Genomic DNA, 18,569 nt, shown 5'->3' with positions numbered 1-18,569 from the left:
GCCGAGGCAACGCCGCTTCTTTTACGCGAGTGTATGGCGGGATACTAGCGATGCTTGCGGCGGCGCACGACCCCGGCCAGGCCCAGGATGCCCATGCCCAGGACGGCCATGGAGGCGGGTTCCGGCACCGTGGACAGAATCTCCGTCACCTGATCCTGCAGGGTCACCTGATAGGTGTGATCAGCCGTCAGGTTGGCGAAATAGGAGAAGTCCGTAAGGCTCGACGTCACCGACGGCGAGGTCGACGGGTCGGTGGTCGCGGCGGAGATGTTCAGCTCCGTCGGGGTCAGGAACTGGCTGCAGTCGGTGGGATCGCTGGTCTTGCAGATATTCACATAGGTGTTGGTGGTCGCGTCGAACACCGTGAACTGGGCGAAGATCTGGGCGCTGGCCGAATCTCCGACCTGGCCGACCGACGCCATCACCTGGGCGATGGCCGAACCCAGCAACCCGACCGTCAGGCTGGACGTCGTCGTGAAGGTGGCGCGGATCGTCGTGGAGGATCCCGCCTGCGACCCGGCGGAGGACAGCCCCTGGGTCAGACGGCCCTCGGCGACGAGATTCGAGGTGGCGCCACTGGCCAGCGCGCCGGAGATCAGGCCGTCACTGCGCGTGCCGCTGCTCATCTGCAGCGCCGGCGTGAAGATGTTCGGACCGGTCGCGGGGCCCGGGCCGGAATAGGCGCCCGGGGCGTCGACACCGGTGGCCAGATCACCGAACGAGGTCGTGCCGGCCGACGGATAGCCGGGATAGTTCGCTCCATCCGTCATGGTGACGGCGACGGAGTTGATCGTCACGCCCGGAAGCGCGTTGCCGTGGCTGTCGACGATGCCGGTGAGCTGGAAGTTGGTGAAGCCCAGGCTGGCATAGGCATAGGAGGGGGTCGCTTGCGCGGTGCCGGTGCCGCCAAAAATCAGCAGGGAAGCCAGGGCGGTTGTCGCCATAAGCGGCGTGGCGATACGGAAGCCGTACTTCCGCGTCCTGCTTAGTGCCTTCATATCATCTGCTCCAATCGTTTGGCGTCCGCCAGCGTCCTACCGGCGTTCGGCGATAGGGTAGCAATCGGCGTGCCAGAGATTTTGGCATTGAAAAGAAAAGAAAAATAAGCGAAGCCGGGAGGGCATCGCCAGCAGGTGTAAAGTTTTTCGACAAGGACGGCCGAGCGCGAGGGACGCGTCGAAACGCGCGACGGGCTTGCGGGTGCGAACAATCAATACGTGTATCAATCATGTGTTTAGAAACCCATGCATGTAACAATCCGTGCGTGTGGCGTGCCGCCCGCCATGCAATGGGAGAAGATGGATGACGGGCGACAGCCGCCCCAACCAGGCGGCATGGCCGCCCGCCCCTCAACGGGCATGGCCGCCCGGCCCTCAACGATGGCCCGGCGGAAGATGGTGGCCCGACCGAAGAGGATGGCCTGGCGGAACAGGAAGCCGGCGAAGCCGTGCGCGCCGCGGCGGTGGTCCATAAGGTGGCCTGCCAGCGGACACAGGAGATGCGGCGGCTGGGGCTGACCAAGGCGGCACCGGCGACACGCATGGGCACCAGCCGCGCGCAGGTGGATCGCATCCCGAAGGCGAAGGGAAACGTGACCATCGGCATGCCGCAGCGCGCGGCTCCGGTGGTCGGGCGCCGGCCGCGGGTGGACCTGGCCTGATCGTTTCAGATCGGCTCCGGATCGGTCCAGCCGCGCTCGATCGTTACGCGGCCGTCGGCTGCCGTGTGTCCGCCGCCGCATCCGCCGCCGCATCCGCCGCCGTCAGGGCGAAGCCCTCATAGCCGTTCGCGGCGATCGCCTCGCAGATCTGCCGGTACCGCGTCATGCCGCCGGCATAGGGCATGAACACGCGCGGCTTGCCGGGGATGTTCGCACCCAGATACCAGGAGTGCTTCGCCATCGGCAGCAGGGTCGCGTTCCCGGCCTCGTTCACCTGCGCCACCCAGCGCGTCATCGCCTCGGGCGTGGCTTCGATCCGATCCAGGCCCTTTGCGCGCATATATGTGATGCAGTCGCTGATCCAGTCCGCGTGCTGCTCGATCGCCACCGGCATGTTGGTCAGCACCGAGGGACTGCCGGGGCCGGTGATGGTGAACAGGTTGGGGAAGCCGGTCACCTGCAGGCCGAGATAGTTGATCGGCCCATCCTTCCATGCATCCCGCAGGGACACGCCGTCGCGGCCCTGGATGTTCAGGCCAAGCAGCGGCCCGGTCATCGCGTCGAAGCCGGTGGCGAAGACGATGATGTCCAGCTTGTATTCGCCGTTCGCCGTGCGGATGCCATCCGGCGTGATCGCCTCGATCGGCGCGGCCTTGACGTCCACCAGCGTCACGTTGGGACGGTTGAACGTTTCAAAATAATCGGTGTCGATCGGCGGCCGCTTGGCGGCGTAGGGGTGGTCGAAATCCGACAGCAGCGCCGCGGTGTCCGGGTTCTTCACGATCTGACGCACCTTGCGCCGGATGAAATCCGCGGCGGTGTCGTTCGCCTCCTTGCTGGACAGAAGGTCCTGGAACGCCGCGCGGAACTGCAGCCCGCCGCGTTCCCATGCCGCTTCATAGATCGCCTCACGTTCCGCGGCCGGCGTGTCCACCGCCTTTTGCGGCGAGACGCGGAAGGCCTGGCCGTTCGGCGTGTCGCGGGTCAGGAAGCGGATCTGGTCCGCGTTGTCCTTGATCCACTGCTTGAATTCATCGGTCAGCGGAACGTTCCGGGCCGGTACGCTGTAGTTCGCGGTGCGCTGGAAGACCGTCAGATGCGCCGCGGTCTGCGCAATGACCGGCGCCGCCTGGATGCCGGTCGAGCCGGTACCGATCATGCCTACGCGCTTGCCGGTGAAGTCGACGCCTTCGTGCGGCCACTGACCGGTGTGGTACCAGGCGCCCTTGAAGCGATCCAGCCCCGGAATCTTCGGCACATTCGCCGTGGACAGGCAACCGACGGCGGTGATCAGGTATTGTGCGGTGAACGTCTCCCCCGCCGCGGTCCGCACATGCCAGCGGTTGGCGGCCTCATCATAGGTCGCGGCGGTGACACGGGTATTGAACTGGATATTGCGCCGCAGGTCGTACCGGTCGGCGACGTAGTTCAGATAGCGCAGAATCTCCGGCTGTTCCGGATAACGCTCCGTCCACTCCCAGCCCTTCATCAGGTCGGCGTCGAACGTCAGCCAGTAGGCATGGCTTTCGGAATCGCACCGGGCGCCGGGATAGCGGTTCCAATACCAGGTTCCGCCGACGCCGTCGGCCGCTTCCAGCACCTTCACCGACAGGCCAAGCCGGTCACGCAGGCAGATGAGCTGATACATGCCCCCGAACCCGGCGCCGACGATCACGGCGTCCAGATCGGTATAATGCTTGTCGGTCATGGCGTCTGGCATCGTAGCGTCGGTCCCTTGCAATGATCTCGGAGGTTATTGCGCCCTTCCTACCGGGTAGTAGGTCTGGTGAAAAGCGCCTCGGCCGCGGATATCGGTATCAACGATCGGAATCTCGGGAAGCACTGCCATGGATCTGCTGCATCGCCTGCAAACCATCAAGCTGCCGTTCGCCGAGCTGCTTGGCATCCGGTACGTGTCGGCGACCGCGGACCGGGTGACGGCCGAGATGACGGTGCGCCCGGATCTGTGCACCACACCCGCGATCCTGCACGGCGGCGCCATCATGGCGTTCGCCGACACGCTGGGCGCGGCCGCCACCGTCCTGAACCTGCGGCCGGGATATGGCACGACCACGCTGGAATCGAAGACGAACTTTCTGGCCCCCGCGCCCGTCGAGACGGTCGTGATCGGCGAAACGACGCCGGTGCATCGCGGCCGGCGCACCATGGTCTGGACGACACGCGTCACCAGCCAGGCCGGACGCCCGCTTGCGGTGATCACGCAGACCCAGCTCGTGCTGGAACCGGCCGCCGGCCGGGCCGGCACCGCCGTTGACCGTCCGGTGAATCCACCGCATTGACGCGGAAAACGCCGGGCATTGGCGTCCTGGGGAACAACCGCCTGGCATCCGTGCACCGGGCCGCCATATATCCCGACATGATTTCCCAGCATTGTGGCCGCTCGGGTTTGATGAGCGGCAGATCAGGCCGAGAGCAGATCAGGCCGAGATAAGGCTGCGGAAAAACCGGGAATCATTCGCGCTGAACATGGCTGTCGTGTCCAGCCAGCCACAGTCGCGGTGCAAGGGCGGGGGTATCCTTGCCCTTCGCGCCGAGGTTGACTTAGAATACATGCGGTTGCGAATAATTCGCAAAATGAGGTATCCTAACGATATGGCCCAGGCGCTTTCCATCACCCGCCGCTGTGAGCGGGCGGTCGTGACGGCCTACCGGGAACTGCGGCAGATCGGCAGCGACGAGGTGTCGGCATTCCAGGCCTGCACCGCGTTGTACCGCATCCATCATCCCGAAGCCTCTGTCAGCGAGGCGCGGCTGCTGGTCGCCGAATGGATCGACCATCACCTGGTGCGCGGCGACACCAGCCCGACCCCCGGTTGCGACTGCAAATAGAGGCGCCTCGGCCCGGCCGGCATCGCGCGGCGACCGCCAGGCCGGCGACATCGCTCGCAGAACCCGGCGCTCCATCCGCCCAGGCCGCCGGCACGCGTGGCGACGCCACGGCCTGAACGCCTGACGGCGGGGGTCCCGTCACGGCCTCGGCACCCGCTACCGCATCACCACCGCATCACTACGGCCGCGCCATCACCACGGCCGCGCCGGCATCGGCGGGTCCGGCGACGGGTCGACCATGTCGACCATCGGGTGTTGGCGCGGCCACCGCGCCTCCGCCAGGCCCCATCCCAGCATCAGGAACAGCCAGCCGCCGATCGGCATGCTGACGAGGGAGGTCGAGGATTGGATTGGCCAGAACTCGAAGGCCGCCGTCGCGAACAACGCGACCCTGATCGGCACCGGGTTGCGCCACAATCCGCGACCCAGCGTGATCATCCACGCCAGCACCATGGCGCAGAACAGCCCCAGCCCGACGAACCCGCCATCCACCAGGGCCTCGAAGTAATAGTTGTGCGGGTGGTGCCAGCAGAACGCCGCGCCGCCGCCATCCGGAATGCTGCCATCGAAGGTGGGCCGGAAATAGCGTGGCTGCGCGCAGCCGGTGCCGAACCCGTCATACCCCAGGCCGCTGATCGGGTTCTGCCGGCCGATCTCCCACGCGCGGGCATACATCATGCCGTACGAGGAGGTCGAAAAATGCTCAAGCTGGGAGGAGAAGCTTTGCACCAGCCGGTGATAGGCCTGCGGCGCCACGACCGGTGAGGCGGCCAGCAGCACGGCGCCGGCCAGCGCCACCGCCAGCACGACCGGCCGCAGCTGCCGCATCAGCAGCGCGACGATCACCAGCCCGAACAGCGTCAGCACCAGCGGCATGCGCTGGCCGATCAGGATCATCGTGGCGAACCCGATGAACAGCAGCACATAGGCGGCCACTTTCTGGATCAGGCCGCGCGTGTCCAGCAGCTCCGCCACCGGTGGCAGCAGCGCTGGCAGCAGAAGCCGCGACAGCGCCGGACCCGCCCGCGGGGTGCCGAAGGGGCCCGTCAGCTCGCCATCCGGACCGCGCGGCCAGCCGATGATGTTCCGCCCGGTGATCATCTGGATCAGGCTGTTCAGCGCGATCCACAGCACCGCCAGCACGCTCAGGACGAACAGCCAGGTGCGCACCGGTTCCGGCCGCAGGAACAGATGCTCCGCGGCCGCGGCCAGCAGCAGGAAGCGCACCACGGCCAGCGCCTGGACCGTGGAGTGCAGGCTGCCTTCCCCCAGATGGAACCAGGGCAGGGGCAACGAGCAGACGACCAGCCACAGCCACCATGCGCCGGCCACCCAGACCCAGGGTGTACGCAGCCAGCGCCAGTCCGCCTCCAGGGCGCACCAGCCCAGGAAGCACAGATCGGCGATCGCGATCACCGCCTCGCCGACGCCGCGCGCATGCAGCAGCAGCAGAGGCAGCAGCATGATGCAGCCGATCCCGACCGTCTTCAGGCCAATGACGGTGGTGGAGGGCGGGACGCGCAGGGACTCGGACATGCGCCGCCTGTGCCAGTCCGGCGGAAGGCGGGCAACCCCCCCTCTGTCGGCGGCGGCGTCCGGCCGCTCTTGGCGTGGCTTGATCTGGATCAAGGCGCGCGCGCGGCACCCCCTTGGAATACGGCGGCGGGCCAAATGCGTGGCAGGCCCGCGATGCACCAGCCGATTCAATCAGCGCCGCGCCGAGGGGGACGTCCAGCCATGGCAAGGGAAGCCGATCAGCGATTCGCGGCGGGGGGCCTGATGTTCCTCGTCCGGCATGAGCTCTGGGACGGCAACGTGCAGGATCACGCCGACCAGGGTGTTTCGATCGAGGTCGCCGCGGACATCGCGGGGCGAGAGACCGTGCTGTTGCGGTTCAATTGCCTCGATATCGAGCGCAGCTATGTCTATGGGCCGGAAAACCCGTCCCTGCGCGTCGCCGCACCGGCCATGCTGGGCGAGCCCGAGAGGGTCGCCACCGGCGGGAGGCTGTGCCGGATGGATCCGGTCACCGACGGAAACCCGATCGGCTGGACCGTCCGCACGCTGCAGGCGAAGCTTCCGCGGATGCTGGAACACGCCGGCTACGGACAGATCGCCGCCGATATCGACCTCGCGGCCGTGCGGCGTATCCTGCCGGATGTGGAAGCCAGCGCGTGGGCGCTGTCCGGCGCTCGGCGCAATACGGTGAAGCATAATCGCGGCACACATATCTTCGAATGCGGCTCGATCCGCTTCGGGCTGGAGATGCGCCGGCTGCCCATGGGCGATGGCGGACTGGCGATCCATGTGCTGGGGGATGTCGGCGGCGCGACCCGGAAATCCTACGTCGAGGAAACCGAGCTGCTGGCGTTCGACTGTTTTTGGGATGGCGCGCACTATCACTACGGTCCTCGCAACAAGAACCATCGCATCTACTGGGACCGGACGATCGTCGAGGAACCGCTGGACTGGGTTTTTGAGCAACTGGAGAACCGCCGGTTGAAGGCGATGATCGAGCGCGCCGGCTACCCCGGCATCGCCGCCGACCTGGACGAGGAGAAGCTGGCCGCGATCCTGCCCGCGCTGAGGCGCAAGGCCTATGAGATGTATGAGGAGGGCGAGCGCCTGACCGGCCGCAAGGGCCTGCCGCTGGCGCCGACACCGAACCTGGTCGCCGACTGAGACCGGTGCCGATTGGATCTCGCAGTCGGCGGACGGCATCCGCATCGTCATGGAAGGCGAGCCGGCCGCGGTGCCGGAGCCGATGCCGATCGCGCCGCTCGGCGGCGGTCGCGCCGGCCTCGGCCTGGCACGCCGCCGCCGCGGTTGAACCACTTGGGAGGTGCGGGTGGCCGCGCCTCCCGCTTCCCGCCGGCCTGCTTCCGCCGGCGAGAAGATCCGGCGGCGCGATATGATCAGGCGCCGCCTGGCTGCCACTGCAAGGCCAGCGCCTCCCGGAACGCGAAGCGAAGCAAATGCCGGCCGACGACATCCTGCAACTGCGTCATCGCGGCGTCATTCGGCGCGCCGAGCGCCAGGGTCAGGACCCCGTCGGTCGCGACCAGCGCGCAATCGCCCATGGTGAAGGTGATCCGGCCGGATGCCTCGCCCAGGGTCACCGGGCAGCGATGCTGAAAATGCTTGCACAGCTGCGCCATGTAGCGTGCTGCCAGGGGCGTTGCCACGGATGTGGAACAGCGGACGACGGGGATGGTTCCGGCTGTCATTCAGGTGCGCTCCACGGCTTGGGCGGCGGTGTCCAGGATGGCGGCGATCGCCTCGGCGGCTGCCTGGTCGATCGGCCCGTGCCGGTGGCGCAGCCGCAAGGCCGTCTTCAGGTTTTCCATGCCGCGCAGGATCGGCGCGGCGATGTCGGGCCGGCTTTCACCCGCCGAGCCGATCCGTTCCAGCAAGGCATCGGTTGCGGCACGGTTGGCGGTCAGGAACGCGTCGCCTTCCGGTGTCAGCCGATAGCGCTTGCGGCCGCCTTCCTCGGCGTCGACGGTGGCGTAGCCCATATCCTCCAGCCACGACAGCGTCGGGTAAATCACGCCCGGGCTTGGCGAGTAGCTGCCGCCCAGCCGGTCCTCGATCGCCTTCATGAGTTCATAGCCGTGCCGCGGCTGCTCCGCGATCATCGCCAGGGCGAGCAGGCGAAGCTCCCCATAGTCGAACAGGCGATGGCCGCGCCGGCCGCCGCCATGGCGGGCGTGGTGACGATGGTGCCCCCCGTGACGGCGGTCCGCCAGGTCATCGGGTTGGGCGAAACGGCGGTCGTGACCGCCTCTGTGGTGATGATGTTTCACGCGGTCCGATATAGATCTCGATATATCCGAAATCAAGATATATCTTGATCTGGCGGTTGACGCCGCATGGATGGCCCATGGCGGCCCATGCGGCGGCCCATGCGGCGGCGCTCCGTTGGCGGCGCCGGATGCCGATAGTGGGCGCCGCCAACGGAGCGCGATCTCACGGACGCCGATCTGTTGGGCGCCGATCCATTGGGCGCGATCGGGGGGGCGCCCCGGCTCGGCATGGCAGGCGACATCGCGGGCGCCTTGCGCCATTCTCGGAAGAGACAACGGGGGGCGCATGAGCGGGCGGGGCGGTCAGGTGGCGCATGTGCCGATCGGACAGGATGAGGCGGCCCCGATGCCGGCGACGCAGGACATCAGGCCGCGCCCGACGCCGCGCCGCCTGCGCATGGCATCCGGCGTTGTCATGCTGACCTATATTTCATGGCACATGGGCAACCACGTCCTGGGCCTGTTTTCGCTGCCGCTTGCCGAAGCCGGCCTGCGCTGGTCGATCTTGCTGTGGCAGAGCCGTGTCGGCACCGCGCTGCTCTACGGCGCGTTCGCCATCCATCTGGCGCTGGCGCTGCGCACCGTTCATCTGCGCCGCAACTGGCGCCTGCCCATGATGGAGTGGCTGCGTCTATGGGCGGGCTTCAGCCTCCCGCTGCTGTTGATCGGCCATGTCGTGGGCACGCGTGTGGCGACCTCCTTTTACGGGTTTCAGCCCAGCTACCGCAGCGTCGTGGAAGGGATCGTGCAGGCGGCGGCGCAGGACTGGCAGCTGGCCCTGCTGGCGCCGGGGTGGCTGCACGGATGCCTGGGCCTGTGGATCAGCCTGCGGCGCCGGCCCGAAGTCCGAAAGATGAGAGGCGTGCTGACCGCCGTGATGATCGGTATACCCGTGCTGTCGGCGGCGGGGTTCGTCCGCATGGTGCTGCTGATCGACACGGACCCGTTGCGGACGATCGCGCATCCGGCGCCGCCACCCGCCTATGCCGGGGCGCTGGATGCCTGGCAGGACAGGCTGCAATACGGCTACCTGGCCCTGGTGGCCGCGGCGGTGCTGACCGGCCTGGGCCGGCGGGCCTTGCTGCCCGCGCGATAGCCGTGGCGGCGCGCTCCGGTGACCGTGGAAGCCGCGCGGAGACGCCGCCAGGCGGCCGCGCTCTTGCCGTCATCCCGCCCTTGCGCAAGATGGCGGCCAACGAAGCAAAAGGAGCGTCCGATGATCCATGCCAACCGGTGCGCCGCCTGGACGGTGGACGATCTGCTCGCAAGCCAGGACTGGATCGTTACCCTGGACGACCGGGCGGCCGCCGACCTGGCCCGGGCCGTCCGCAAGGCCGCCGATCCCGACAAGACCCTGTTCGACTACACCCGTTCGGATTTCGACCTGGGCGGCGCCGATGCGCCGATCCGAGCCGCCATGAAGGAGGTGCGGGACGGCACCGGGTTCGCCGTGCTGCGCGGGCTGCCGCGCGCGGCGCTGACCGAGGACGAGTTCCGCCTGCTCACCTGGGCGATCGGCCTGCATACCGGCGTCGCCCGTCCGCAAGGGAAGGCCAGCCAGTTCCTGTCTGCCGTGCGCGATGCCGGCACGGTCTATCGCAGCGCCGGCGGGCGTGGCTATTCGTCCAATGCCGACCTCGACTTCCACACCGATGGCGCGGACGTCGTGTTGCTGACCTGCTATAATGTCGCGCGCGCCGGCGGGGAAAGCCGGGTGTCCAGCTCCGTCACCGCGCATGAGATGCTGCGGGCGGAGCGGCCGGACCTGGCGGCGCTGCTGCATCAGCCGTTTTACTTCAGCCGCCAGCAGGAACAGGCGGCGGATGAGGGTCCCTTCTACCCGAACCCGATCTATGATGAGCGGGATGGGCTGCTGTTCAGCAAGTGGAACCGCAACCGCCTGCGCTCCGCCCAGGCGATCGCGGGCGTGCCGCAACTGAACGCTCGGCAGCATGAGGCGCTGGACCTGCTGGATGAGATCCTGCGCCGTCCCGCGGTGATGTATTCGATGTATCTGAAGCCGGGGGATATGCAGATCCTCAACAACCACGTGACGCTGCATTCGCGCACCGAGTTCGAGGATCATGATGACCCCGCCTTGAAACGCTGCCTGTTTCGCCTCTGGCTGGCGCCGCCGGATGGCGTCGCGCTGCCGGAGAGCTGGCGGCCGGCCTATCGATCCGTCGAGGCGGGCAGCGTGCGCGGCGGCATCGTCGGGCAGGGCTATGACGACGCGAGGCGCGGCTTCGAGGCGCGGCAGGCCGCCGAGCTGGGGATGCGGCTGGCCGCCTGAGTGGTCTGGCCGCGTGAGTGGTCTGGCCGCCCGAGTGGTCTGGCCGCCCGAGTGGTCTGGCGGCGTGACCGGTCAGGCGCCGTGACCTCTGGCCGCGCGGCGGTTTCCGTGACGGTTGCGGCCGCGGCGCCGGCGAGACGCGCGCCGCCATCATCGGCCGCCGTCATCACCAGCGATCATCGTCCGGCGGCGTAGCTCTCCCAGCCGTTGCGGCGCAATTCGCAGGCCGGGCAGGTGCCGCACCCATAGCCCCAGGGGTGGCGGCGTGACCGGTCGCCCAGGTAGCAGGAATGCGTCTGCTCCAGGATCAGGTCGACAAGGGCCGAGCCACCCAGCGTTTCGGCCAGCCGCCATGTCGCCGCCTTGTCGCGCCACATCAGCGGTGTGTGCAGCACGAAGCGCCGCTCCATCCCCAGGTTCAGCGCCACCTGCATCGCCTTGATGGTGTCGTCGCGGCAGTCCGGATAGCCTGAATAGTCCGTCTCGCACATGCCGGCCACGATGTGGCGCAGTCCGCGGCGATAGGCGAGCGCGGCGGCGAAGGCGAAGAAGATCAGGTTGCGGCCCGGCACGAAGGTGTTCGGCAGCCCGTCGTCGCGCATCCGGATTTCCGCGTCCCGTGTCAGGGCCGTGTCCGACAATGCCCCTAGCGAGGCCAGGTCGAGCGCATGATCCTCGCCAAGGCGCGGCGCCAGGGCGGGCAGGGCGGTCTTGAGCCCGGCGCGGAATCCGTCCCGGCAGGCCAGCTCGATCCGATGGCGCTGACCGTAGTCGAAGGCTACCGTCTCCACCCTGGCATGGCGGTCGAGCGCCCAGGCCAGGCATGTCGCGCTGTCCTGCCCGCCGCTGAAGAGCACCAGCGCACCGTCATCCATGCAACGCCATCCTCTGCCTCTGCCTCTGCCCTGGCCTCCGCCCTGGCCTCCGCCCTGGCCTCCGCCCTCTGGCGGTCGCGTCCGCAGCCGCCGCGGACCATCAACCGCCACGGGCCATCATTGGCATTGGTCCGCGCGGCGATCCAGGCCTTGTACGATCGGCTGCCAGCGCGCGGGTGTCACGGGCCAAGGGCACCGCGTGAGCACGACTGCAAAGGTCAAGGTCCCGGGCGACCATGCCCCGATCCAGTCTGGGTGTGACGAAAATCAGTTTCGCTGCAAGGGAACAAATTCGAGACTGTATGGGAAAACATCACACCACCGCATGATGTTTCTTTATATGATACAAATTACTATTATTTAAACTGGATATTTTGCGCAAAAAACCGTAATCCCGCTTAGGAAGTAACGATTTTTCATTGAGCATGTCCGATGGCCCAGACCTCCTTCGCTGCCGTGGATACCATGATCCGACAGATCGAACGGACGACACTTGCCACACTGCACGCCACGCAGGCCTTGTCGAACGCGATCAAGCAAGGCCTCCGGGAAGAGGCGGATCCCCATGTCCTGGCGGGCGCGCTGGTGGATGGAATCGCCACCACGCTGATCGCCGGGATCCCCGAGGATTGCCGCGCCGGCGTCGCACACGATCTGCTGGCCTTGCTGTATGCCCGCTTCGACGCGCTGAACGTCTTCCCCGAGGATGATGAACCGAACTATCCGTAAGACGCCAGCCCGGTCCCGACGACGTCGGCCCGGCGATCCATCCGAACTGCCCATCCGAACTGCCCAACCGAACTGCCCACCGGGGGACTTGAACCCCCACGCCGTCACCGGCTGCGGATTTTAAGTCCGCTGCGTCTACCATTCCGCCAGGCGGGCATCGCTCGGGCCTGCGGCTTTTATCCGCCTCCGGGTGCGGCATCCAGAGGCATTGCGTCCCGCCGTCCCGTGCTTGGCGCCGCCCCGCGTCCAAGGCAAGCTTCCGCGTGACGGACAGGAGGAAACGCTCATGACCCTGCGCCTGCGCCAGATCTGCCTGGTTGCGCCCGCGTTGCAGCCGGATGTCGAGACACTGTGCCGAATCCTGGGGACACGCGTGAGCTACGTGGACCCGGGTGTCGGCAAATATGGGCTGGTCAACGCGCTGATGCCTTTCGGCAATTCGTTCCTGGAGGTGGTTGCGCCCACGCGGGATGACACGGCCGCCGGCCGTTATCTGGACCGGCGCGGCGGGGCAGGCGGCTACATGGTGATCCTGGAGACCGACGCCATCGAGCCTTGGCTTCACCATCTCCCCTCGGTCGGTGTACGGATCGCCAACGACCTGGACGACGGGGGCGCCTATCGCGGCCTGCAACTGCATCCACGCGATACGGGCGGCACGCTGCTGGAGATCAATCACACCGATGGCGGGGGCTGGGACGGGCGCTACCATCCCGCCGGCCCGGACTGGACAGGCGTTCCCGACACCGGCACGGACCGGATCATCGCGGCAGAGTTGCAATCCGCCGACCCGCCCCGCCTGGCGGAGCGCTGGGCCACGATCCTGCGGCGGCCGCTGCGGCATGAAGCGGCTGTGCCGACCATCGACCTGGATCCGGGCCGCCTGCGTTTTGTCGCCGCAACGGATGGCCGTGGGGAAGGTCTCGGAGGCATCGACCTGCAGCGCCCGGACCGGCAGGCTGTTCAGGCTGCCGCTCGCCGGGAAGCGATTCCGGTCGTCGACGGCGCGCTGATGCTGTGCGGCATCCGGGTGAGGCTGGTGTGATGCGGCCTTCGTCGAGCGGTTGCCGCCGGCCTTGGCACACCATAACGTCACAGTGACGAGACCAGCGGTCCGAAAGGGGAGGAACGCGATCACATCGGTAATCTTTTCGAGGGCGATCTCTTCCGGGGCAAATTCTTCGGGGGCGATCTCTCGGGGGCGATCTCTTCGCGGGCGATCCCGTCCGGCCAACCGAGGAACATGCGATGGCGATGACGTCAGCCGAGGCGGCGGCGTGTTGGGAGGCAAACGCCGAGACCTGGACGCGCCATGCCCGGGCCGGTCTGGATGTCTACCGCGATGTCGTGAATACCCCGGCCTTTCTCGCCATGCTGCCGGCCGTCGACGGCCTGGCCGGGCTCGACCTCGGGTGCGGCGAGGGTGGCAACACGCGCCAGCTTGCCCGCCTCGGCGCTCGGGTCGCGGCGCTGGACATGTCAGCCACCTTCCTGCGCCACGCGCATGAGGCGGAGCACACCGAGCGGCTGGGGATTGCCTATGTGCGGGCGGACGCGGCGCGCCTGCCGTTCGCCGGAGAGGCCTTCGACTTCGTCACGGCCTTCATGTCGCTGATGGACATGCCCGACCAGAATACCGTGCTGCTGGAGATCAACCGGGTGCTGCGGCGGGGCGGTTTCCTGCAGTTCTCGATCCTGCATCCGTGTTTCGTGCCGCCGCACCGGCGGGTTCTGCGGGAGGCCGATGGCATCACCGTGCGTGCCGTGGAGGTGGGCGATTATTTCAGCAATATCGATGGCCGCGTGGACCGCTGGTGGTTCGGCACATTGTCGGCCGAGGAGCGCGCGCGGGTTCCGGCGTTCCAGGAGCCGCGGTTTCACCGCACGCTCAGTACCTGGATGAATCTCCTGGTCGCCACCGGCTTTGTCATCGAATGCCTGGGAGAGCCATGTGCTGACGCGGCCACGGCGGCGGCCGTGCCCCATGTCGCCGACACGCGGGTCGCGCCGCTGTTTCTGCATGTCCGCGCGCGGAAGCCCGCATTGGCGCCTGCCGCGGCGGCGCCTTAGCATTTGACAGTGTCAGGTCGATCCTATCAAACCCTATCAACTCTTTGATTCAACAGCGCGATTCACGCCCTCTCGCCACCGGCTTCAGGCGATCGCGCTCAGAAGCCCTGGCGGGCAATATCCATCGCGAAATAGGTCAGGATCAGATCGGCGCCGGCACGCTTGATCGCGCCCAGCGTTTCCCGCACCACCCGGTGCTCGTCGATCGCGCCGGCCCGCGCGGCGAACTTGATCATCGCGTATTCACCGCTGACCTGGTACGCCGCCAGTGGCAGCAGGCTGCGCTGCCGGATTTTCGTCAGGACGTCCAGATAGGGCAGGGCGGGCTTCACCATCAGCATGTCGGCGCCCTCGGCCTCATCCAGGTCGGACTCCCGCAGCGCCTCCCGCCCGTTCAGCGGGTTCATCTGATACGCTTTCCGATCGCCCTGCAGATCGCAACCCGCCGCCGCCCGAAACGGGCCGTAATACGCCGAGGCGAATTTCGATGAATACGCCATGATCGGAATATCGGTGAAGCCGCCGCCGTCCAGCGCGGCGCGGATGGCGGCGATCTGACCGTCCATCATCGCCGAGGGCGCGATCACATCGGCCCCCGCCTCGGCGGCAACCACGGCCTGCCTGCCCAGATTCGCGATGGTATGGTCGTTGTGCACGTCGCCGTCATGGATGACGCCGCAATGCCCATGCGAGGTGTATTCGCAGAAACAGGTGTCGGAGAACAGCACGACGTCCGGTGCCGCGTCCTTGGCGCGCCTGATCATCCGCGCCATCAGCCCGTCGCGGTTCCAGGTGTCGCTGCCCGTGTCATCCTTGTGGTGGCTGACCCCGAACGTCATCACCGCCCTGATACCGGCCGCCGCGATCTCCTTCATCGCCGCGTCCAGCTTGCGCTCCGGGATGCGGAACACATCCGGCATGGACTCGACCGGCGCGAAATCGTCCAGCTCCTCCTCGACGAAGATCGGATAGATCAGGTCCTTCGTCGTGACCTCGGTCTCCTGCAGCAGATCGCGCATCGCCTGGCCGCGGCGCAGTCGACGCATCCGAACGGTGGGGAAGATATGAGCCATGACCATCATCCTATAGCCTGGACCGGCGGCCAGGACCAGCGCGCCCGGTCAGATCAGGTTCGTCGCGCCCCGTCAGACCAGATGTGTCAGACCAGGTGTGAAGGGCGCGGATGTGATCCGTCGGTGAAGCGGCTGTAGCGGAACGGCGCCGGATCGACCACCGGGGCCTTGCCGGTGACCAGCGCCGCCATCAGCTGTCCCGCGGCCGGGGAGATGCCGAAGCCGTGGCCGGTGAAGCCGGTGGCGATATGAAAGCCCGGCAGCGTATCGACGGCGGAGATCACCGGAATTCCGTCCGGTGTCACGTCGATCATGCCGCCCCAGCTTTCCGCGACCCGCATGGACTGAAACACCGGGAAGGCGTTCGTCAGGTGCCGCCGAGCCTGGCGCAGGATGGCACGGTGGGGCGGGGGGTCCAGGACACGCATGCGCTCGAACGGTGACGGCCGGTCCAGCCGCCAGCGCGAGCGCTGCAGCAGCTCGCGGAAGAAGCCCATCCCCAGGCGCGGGCGGATGCCGCCGCGCTGCGCCCACAGCGCAGGAAGGAAATCCGGCAGATAGCGGATGCCGTCCGGCAGGATCGGGGCGACGTTGCCGCTCCAGCTCGCGACCGTATAGCCGCCATCCAGGCGTTTGCGCAGGCCGAAGCCGAAGCCGGAGGTGGAGATCTCCGGACCGCCCGCCAGCGGATCGGTACGCATCACGCTGGACAGGATGGGCAGTTGCGGCATCCGCAGACCCAGCGGCTTGCAGAACAGGCGCGACCACACGCCGCCGGCCAGCACCACCGAATCGCAGGCGATCGCGCCCTTCTCGGTCACCACGCCGCTAATCCGTCCGCCGCTGGTCTCCACCCCCCGCACCGCGCAGCCGGTCAGCACCGCGGCCCCCAGCCGCCGGGCCGCCTGGGCGATCGCGGGTGCCGCCATGCCGGGCTCTGCCCTGCCGTCACTGGGCGTATACAGCCCGCCGGCCCATTCTCCGGCCAGGCCAGGCAGCAGCCGCGCGGCCTGGACGCGGGTCAGCAGGCGCGAATCGACCCCCAGCGGACGGCCAGCCTCATTCAACCACGCCTCGCGCTTCGCCAGTTCCTTGTCGGTGCGGCACAGATACAGAATGCCGGCGCGGCGGAAGCCGGTTTCGGCGCCGATCAGCGCATTCATCTGCGGCCAAAGCCGCAACGCCTCCTGCGCCAGCGGCAGCTCCCCCGGGTCGCGGCCCATCTGCCGGCACCAGCCCCAGTTCCGGCTGGACTGCTCCGCGGCGATTTCCCCTTTTTCGCACAAGGCCACGCGCACACCCTGGCCGGCCAGGAAAAACGCCGTGCAGGCCCCGATGATGCCGCCGCCGACGATCACCACATCCGTCCGGGTTGGCGGGGCGGGGTCGGACAGCACGCGATCAACGGCAGGCGCCATAGCCACTCCCACGGCTGGTTGAATGTCGCCGAACGGCTTCAATGCCAGGCTGTCCGCCGCGGCGCAGCAAAAAACGCCGGTCCGTAAAGGAGCCATGCAGCGACAGGGCTACCAATTTCGATGCGTCTGCACTAGATCGCGCGCCATGCGGTTCAACAAGATAGACAATTTCGACAAGCGCGCCACATCGTCGGCGAGCGCGAAGGCCGCGCTGCTGGAAAAGTTCCGCGCCCGGCCCGACCCCAACGATCCTGAATTCCAGGAGCGGCAGCGCCAGCGCGCCGATGCCGCGGCCGCCAAGGCCACGCGCGAGGCGGAGCGCAAGGCCGCACGGTTGGCCGAAGCCGCGCGGCTGGAGGCGGAGCGCAAGGCCGCCCAGGCCGAGAAGGCGCGGCTGGCCCAGGAGGCCGAGAAAGAGGCACGGCTGGCGGCCCTGACCGAGAAGCAGCGCGAGATGCGGGCCAAGCTGGAGGCAGCGCGCGAGGCCCGCAAGCGCACGCGGCCCTGACGGGCTGCCAACTGCTGGCCGCGCCGCGCCCTGCCGGCCGCGCCGCGTCTTGAATGAGGCGCGGCTGCGAATCGGCTGCCGTTCGCCGACATGGGCCGTTCGCCAACACGAGCCGTTCGCCGACATGGGCCGGATTGCGTCCCGGGCGCGGCCCGGCGGGGCATGACGGACCGCAGCGGTGATCCGCGCCGCACGCCCGCCAGCCGGAGCGTTTCCAGAATGATCGGAAACGCAGCCGGCCTTGTGCCGCGAGCAGCGTCCTCAGCCCGACGACCGTTGCGCGATCCGCGTCACGCCGGCAGCGCCCTGACCTCGGCCCCGACCTCGCACCTGACCTCGGCAATGCGGCGAACCCGGGGTCCGCCGCAACACGGCTGCCGTTCGCTACGGCTTGGATGGTGCCGGGGGCGAGGCCGGTGCGGCCTCAGGCGCGGACTGGGACGGTGGCGGCCCCTGGTGACGCCAGTGACCCGGACCGGGACGCTCGGCCCACGAGCGCGGCGGGCCACCGATCTCGACCAGCTTGTCGGCGCTCGGCCCGATCTTCCGCGCCTCGATCGATCGGCCAAGCACGCTGCTGGTGCCGAACCCCTGAACCACCAGCATGTTGCCCGGCTTCAAGTCCTGGCTCATCGCCTGGGCACGCGGAGGCGGCAGATGAACCTGCGTCCCGTCCTCCAGCAACACCCCGTTCAGATCGCCGCGCGGACCATAGAGCGGCTGCTTGATCCGGCCTTCCGCGGTCTGCATCTGGCGCTCGCCATCGGGCCGCGACCACCGTCCGCCTGGTGCTCCCCCGCCTGGTGCTCCCCCGCCTGGTGCTCCATTGAGCCTCTCACCGGCCCTCCCGCCGGGACCCGCATTGGGGCCCATCGCGTCGGTCACGGTCTTGTTCGTGCCCTCGACGGTAACGGACATCGCCTTGATCAGGGGCAGGGACTGCGCCTTCAGTCCGTGCACCACGACCGTATCACCGGGCTTCACGATGGCGACGAGCTGGGTGCCCAGACGCGGTGGCAGGTGCACCTGCGTGCCGTCCTTCAGGATCAGGCCGTCGACGCCGCCGCGCGGCGTCAGGCTGTATTGCTGCACCTGGCCGCGCGTGGCGGGAAGTTGTGCCGGATCGTAAACGGCGACCGGCTGGGCCAGCGCGCATTGTGGCACGGCCAATGTGGCGGCCGTGGCCAGCAACGCAGCGCCCATCACGGCATGAGAAATTTTCATAGCGTCCTCCGACTTCGGGCCAACCTGGCCCGATGCCGGACAGCGCAAGCCGCGTGCCAACAC

19 protein-coding genes and 1 tRNA gene are annotated in these 18,569 nt (G+C 67.8%); 10 read left to right on the top strand and 10 right to left on the bottom strand.

Annotated features, from left to right (window positions below):
• Positions 1-44 precede the first annotated feature (44 nt).
• Positions 45-998 (bottom strand): PEP-CTERM sorting domain-containing protein, encoded by a 954-nt coding sequence (locus VHC04_RS18675; RefSeq protein WP_325684076.1) that lies wholly within the window; start codon positions 996-998, stop codon positions 45-47.
• A gap of 449 nt (positions 999-1,447) precedes the next feature.
• Here VHC04_RS18675 and VHC04_RS18670 point away from each other — a divergent pair, with 449 nt between their 5' ends.
• Positions 1,448-1,660, top strand: coding sequence for a Fis family transcriptional regulator (locus tag VHC04_RS18670; RefSeq protein ID WP_325684074.1), 213 nt, complete (start codon positions 1,448-1,450; stop codon positions 1,658-1,660).
• Positions 1,661-1,703: 43 nt separating this feature from the next.
• Here VHC04_RS18670 and VHC04_RS18665 read toward each other — a convergent pair whose 3' ends face one another.
• Positions 1,704-3,368, bottom strand: a complete 1,665-nt coding sequence (locus VHC04_RS18665) for a flavin-containing monooxygenase (protein ID WP_325684072.1) — start codon at positions 3,366-3,368, stop codon at positions 1,704-1,706.
• Between the two features lie 139 nt (positions 3,369-3,507).
• Here VHC04_RS18665 and VHC04_RS18660 point away from each other — a divergent pair, with 139 nt between their 5' ends.
• Positions 3,508-3,960: a PaaI family thioesterase gene (locus tag VHC04_RS18660; protein WP_325684069.1), complete on the top strand. Its 453-nt coding sequence runs from the start codon at positions 3,508-3,510 to the stop codon at positions 3,958-3,960.
• Between the two features lie 313 nt (positions 3,961-4,273).
• A complete protein-coding gene (locus VHC04_RS18655; protein ID WP_325684067.1) occupies positions 4,274-4,510 on the top strand; it encodes a hypothetical protein in 237 nt (78 codons plus the stop codon).
• 192 nt (positions 4,511-4,702) lie between these two features.
• Here VHC04_RS18655 and VHC04_RS18650 read toward each other — a convergent pair whose 3' ends face one another.
• Positions 4,703-6,046, bottom strand: a complete 1,344-nt coding sequence (locus VHC04_RS18650) for an O-antigen ligase family protein (protein ID WP_325684065.1) — start codon at positions 6,044-6,046, stop codon at positions 4,703-4,705.
• A 201-nt stretch (positions 6,047-6,247) separates the two neighbouring features.
• Between VHC04_RS18650 and VHC04_RS18645 the strand changes: the two genes are divergently transcribed.
• Positions 6,248-7,192 carry a DUF7700 domain-containing protein gene (locus tag VHC04_RS18645; protein WP_325684063.1) on the top strand — a complete coding sequence of 315 codons (945 nt, stop codon included), beginning with the start codon at positions 6,248-6,250 and terminating at the stop codon, positions 7,190-7,192.
• Positions 7,193-7,425: 233 nt separating this feature from the next.
• Here VHC04_RS18645 and VHC04_RS18640 read toward each other — a convergent pair whose 3' ends face one another.
• Both VHC04_RS18640 and VHC04_RS18635 read right to left on the bottom strand, forming a co-directional pair.
• Positions 7,426-7,737, bottom strand: coding sequence for a DUF2218 domain-containing protein (locus VHC04_RS18640; RefSeq protein ID WP_325684060.1), 312 nt, complete (start codon positions 7,735-7,737; stop codon positions 7,426-7,428).
• Entirely contained in the window at positions 7,738-8,316 is a 579-nt protein-coding gene (locus tag VHC04_RS18635) for a PadR family transcriptional regulator (RefSeq protein WP_325684058.1), read from the bottom strand.
• 286 nt (positions 8,317-8,602) lie between these two features.
• Between VHC04_RS18635 and VHC04_RS18630 the strand changes: the two genes are divergently transcribed.
• A complete protein-coding gene (locus VHC04_RS18630; RefSeq protein ID WP_325684056.1) occupies positions 8,603-9,412 on the top strand; it encodes a hypothetical protein in 810 nt (269 codons plus the stop codon).
• Between the two features lie 120 nt (positions 9,413-9,532).
• Positions 9,533-10,609, top strand: a complete 1,077-nt coding sequence (locus tag VHC04_RS18625; RefSeq protein ID WP_325684054.1) for a TauD/TfdA family dioxygenase — start codon at positions 9,533-9,535, stop codon at positions 10,607-10,609.
• A gap of 176 nt (positions 10,610-10,785) precedes the next feature.
• On the opposite strand, the gene queC is transcribed toward VHC04_RS18625, so the two are convergent.
• Positions 10,786-11,484, bottom strand: coding sequence for a 7-cyano-7-deazaguanine synthase QueC (queC, locus tag VHC04_RS18620; RefSeq protein WP_325684051.1), 699 nt, complete (start codon positions 11,482-11,484; stop codon positions 10,786-10,788).
• A 432-nt stretch (positions 11,485-11,916) separates the two neighbouring features.
• Between queC and VHC04_RS18615 the strand changes: the two genes are divergently transcribed.
• The gene (locus tag VHC04_RS18615; protein ID WP_325684049.1) at positions 11,917-12,213 is read left to right on the top strand and encodes a hypothetical protein; all 297 of its coding nucleotides are present in this window, start codon (positions 11,917-11,919) and stop codon (positions 12,211-12,213) included.
• A gap of 73 nt (positions 12,214-12,286) precedes the next feature.
• On the opposite strand, the gene VHC04_RS18610 is transcribed toward VHC04_RS18615, so the two are convergent.
• Positions 12,287-12,369 (bottom strand) — tRNA-Leu (locus VHC04_RS18610).
• Between the two features lie 130 nt (positions 12,370-12,499).
• On the opposite strand from VHC04_RS18610, the gene VHC04_RS18605 reads away from it, so the two are divergent.
• On the top strand, positions 12,500-13,258 hold the full coding sequence (locus VHC04_RS18605) for a VOC family protein (protein ID WP_325684047.1): 759 nt from the start codon (positions 12,500-12,502) through the stop codon (positions 13,256-13,258).
• 203 nt (positions 13,259-13,461) lie between these two features.
• Positions 13,462-14,283 carry a class I SAM-dependent methyltransferase gene (locus VHC04_RS18600; RefSeq protein WP_325684045.1) on the top strand — a complete coding sequence of 274 codons (822 nt, stop codon included), beginning with the start codon at positions 13,462-13,464 and terminating at the stop codon, positions 14,281-14,283.
• 98 nt (positions 14,284-14,381) lie between these two features.
• Here the strand turns inward: VHC04_RS18600 and hemB are convergent, their stop codons facing one another.
• Both hemB and VHC04_RS18590 read right to left on the bottom strand, forming a co-directional pair.
• Positions 14,382-15,356 carry a porphobilinogen synthase gene (hemB, locus tag VHC04_RS18595; protein ID WP_325684043.1) on the bottom strand — a complete coding sequence of 325 codons (975 nt, stop codon included), beginning with the start codon at positions 15,354-15,356 and terminating at the stop codon, positions 14,382-14,384.
• Positions 15,357-15,442: 86 nt separating this feature from the next.
• The gene (locus VHC04_RS18590; protein ID WP_325684041.1) at positions 15,443-16,774 is read right to left on the bottom strand and encodes an NAD(P)/FAD-dependent oxidoreductase; all 1,332 of its coding nucleotides are present in this window, start codon (positions 16,772-16,774) and stop codon (positions 15,443-15,445) included.
• Positions 16,775-16,796: 22 nt separating this feature from the next.
• Between VHC04_RS18590 and VHC04_RS18585 the strand changes: the two genes are divergently transcribed.
• Positions 16,797-17,282, top strand: coding sequence for a DUF6481 family protein (locus tag VHC04_RS18585; protein WP_325684039.1), 486 nt, complete (start codon positions 16,797-16,799; stop codon positions 17,280-17,282).
• A gap of 384 nt (positions 17,283-17,666) precedes the next feature.
• On the opposite strand, the gene VHC04_RS18580 is transcribed toward VHC04_RS18585, so the two are convergent.
• Complete coding sequence (locus VHC04_RS18580) at positions 17,667-18,506, bottom strand: hypothetical protein (RefSeq protein WP_325684037.1); 840 nt, start codon at positions 18,504-18,506, stop codon at positions 17,667-17,669.
• Between the last annotated feature and the right edge of the window lie 63 nt (positions 18,507-18,569).

Source organism: Rhodopila sp. (assembly GCF_035548095.1).
In the GTDB taxonomy this organism is placed as follows: domain Bacteria; phylum Pseudomonadota; class Alphaproteobacteria; order Acetobacterales; family Acetobacteraceae; genus Rhodopila.
Note: the sequence above shows the minus strand (reverse complement) of the source record. Positions and strands in the feature narration are given on the sequence as shown.

Coding starts and splice junctions, on each gene's coding strand:
- VHC04_RS18675 (WP_325684076.1), bottom strand. CDS start 998: ATGAAGGCACTAAGCAGGACGCGGAAGTACGGCTTCCGTATCGCCACG.
- VHC04_RS18665 (WP_325684072.1), bottom strand. CDS start 3,368: ATGACCGACAAGCATTATACCGATCTGGACGCCGTGATCGTCGGCGCC.
- VHC04_RS18660 (WP_325684069.1), top strand. CDS start 3,508: ATGGATCTGCTGCATCGCCTGCAAACCATCAAGCTGCCGTTCGCCGAG.
- VHC04_RS18655 (WP_325684067.1), top strand. CDS start 4,274: ATGGCCCAGGCGCTTTCCATCACCCGCCGCTGTGAGCGGGCGGTCGTG.
- VHC04_RS18650 (WP_325684065.1), bottom strand. CDS start 6,046: ATGTCCGAGTCCCTGCGCGTCCCGCCCTCCACCACCGTCATTGGCCTG.
- VHC04_RS18645 (WP_325684063.1), top strand. CDS start 6,248: ATGGCAAGGGAAGCCGATCAGCGATTCGCGGCGGGGGGCCTGATGTTC.
- VHC04_RS18640 (WP_325684060.1), bottom strand. CDS start 7,737: ATGACAGCCGGAACCATCCCCGTCGTCCGCTGTTCCACATCCGTGGCA.
- VHC04_RS18630 (WP_325684056.1), top strand. CDS start 8,603: ATGAGCGGGCGGGGCGGTCAGGTGGCGCATGTGCCGATCGGACAGGAT.
- VHC04_RS18625 (WP_325684054.1), top strand. CDS start 9,533: ATGATCCATGCCAACCGGTGCGCCGCCTGGACGGTGGACGATCTGCTC.
- queC (WP_325684051.1), bottom strand. CDS start 11,484: ATGGATGACGGTGCGCTGGTGCTCTTCAGCGGCGGGCAGGACAGCGCG.
- VHC04_RS18615 (WP_325684049.1), top strand. CDS start 11,917: ATGGCCCAGACCTCCTTCGCTGCCGTGGATACCATGATCCGACAGATC.
- VHC04_RS18605 (WP_325684047.1), top strand. CDS start 12,500: ATGACCCTGCGCCTGCGCCAGATCTGCCTGGTTGCGCCCGCGTTGCAG.
- VHC04_RS18600 (WP_325684045.1), top strand. CDS start 13,462: ATGGCGATGACGTCAGCCGAGGCGGCGGCGTGTTGGGAGGCAAACGCC.
- hemB (WP_325684043.1), bottom strand. CDS start 15,356: ATGGCTCATATCTTCCCCACCGTTCGGATGCGTCGACTGCGCCGCGGC.
- VHC04_RS18590 (WP_325684041.1), bottom strand. CDS start 16,774: ATGGCGCCTGCCGTTGATCGCGTGCTGTCCGACCCCGCCCCGCCAACC.
- VHC04_RS18585 (WP_325684039.1), top strand. CDS start 16,797: ATGTCGCCGAACGGCTTCAATGCCAGGCTGTCCGCCGCGGCGCAGCAA.
- VHC04_RS18580 (WP_325684037.1), bottom strand. CDS start 18,506: ATGAAAATTTCTCATGCCGTGATGGGCGCTGCGTTGCTGGCCACGGCC.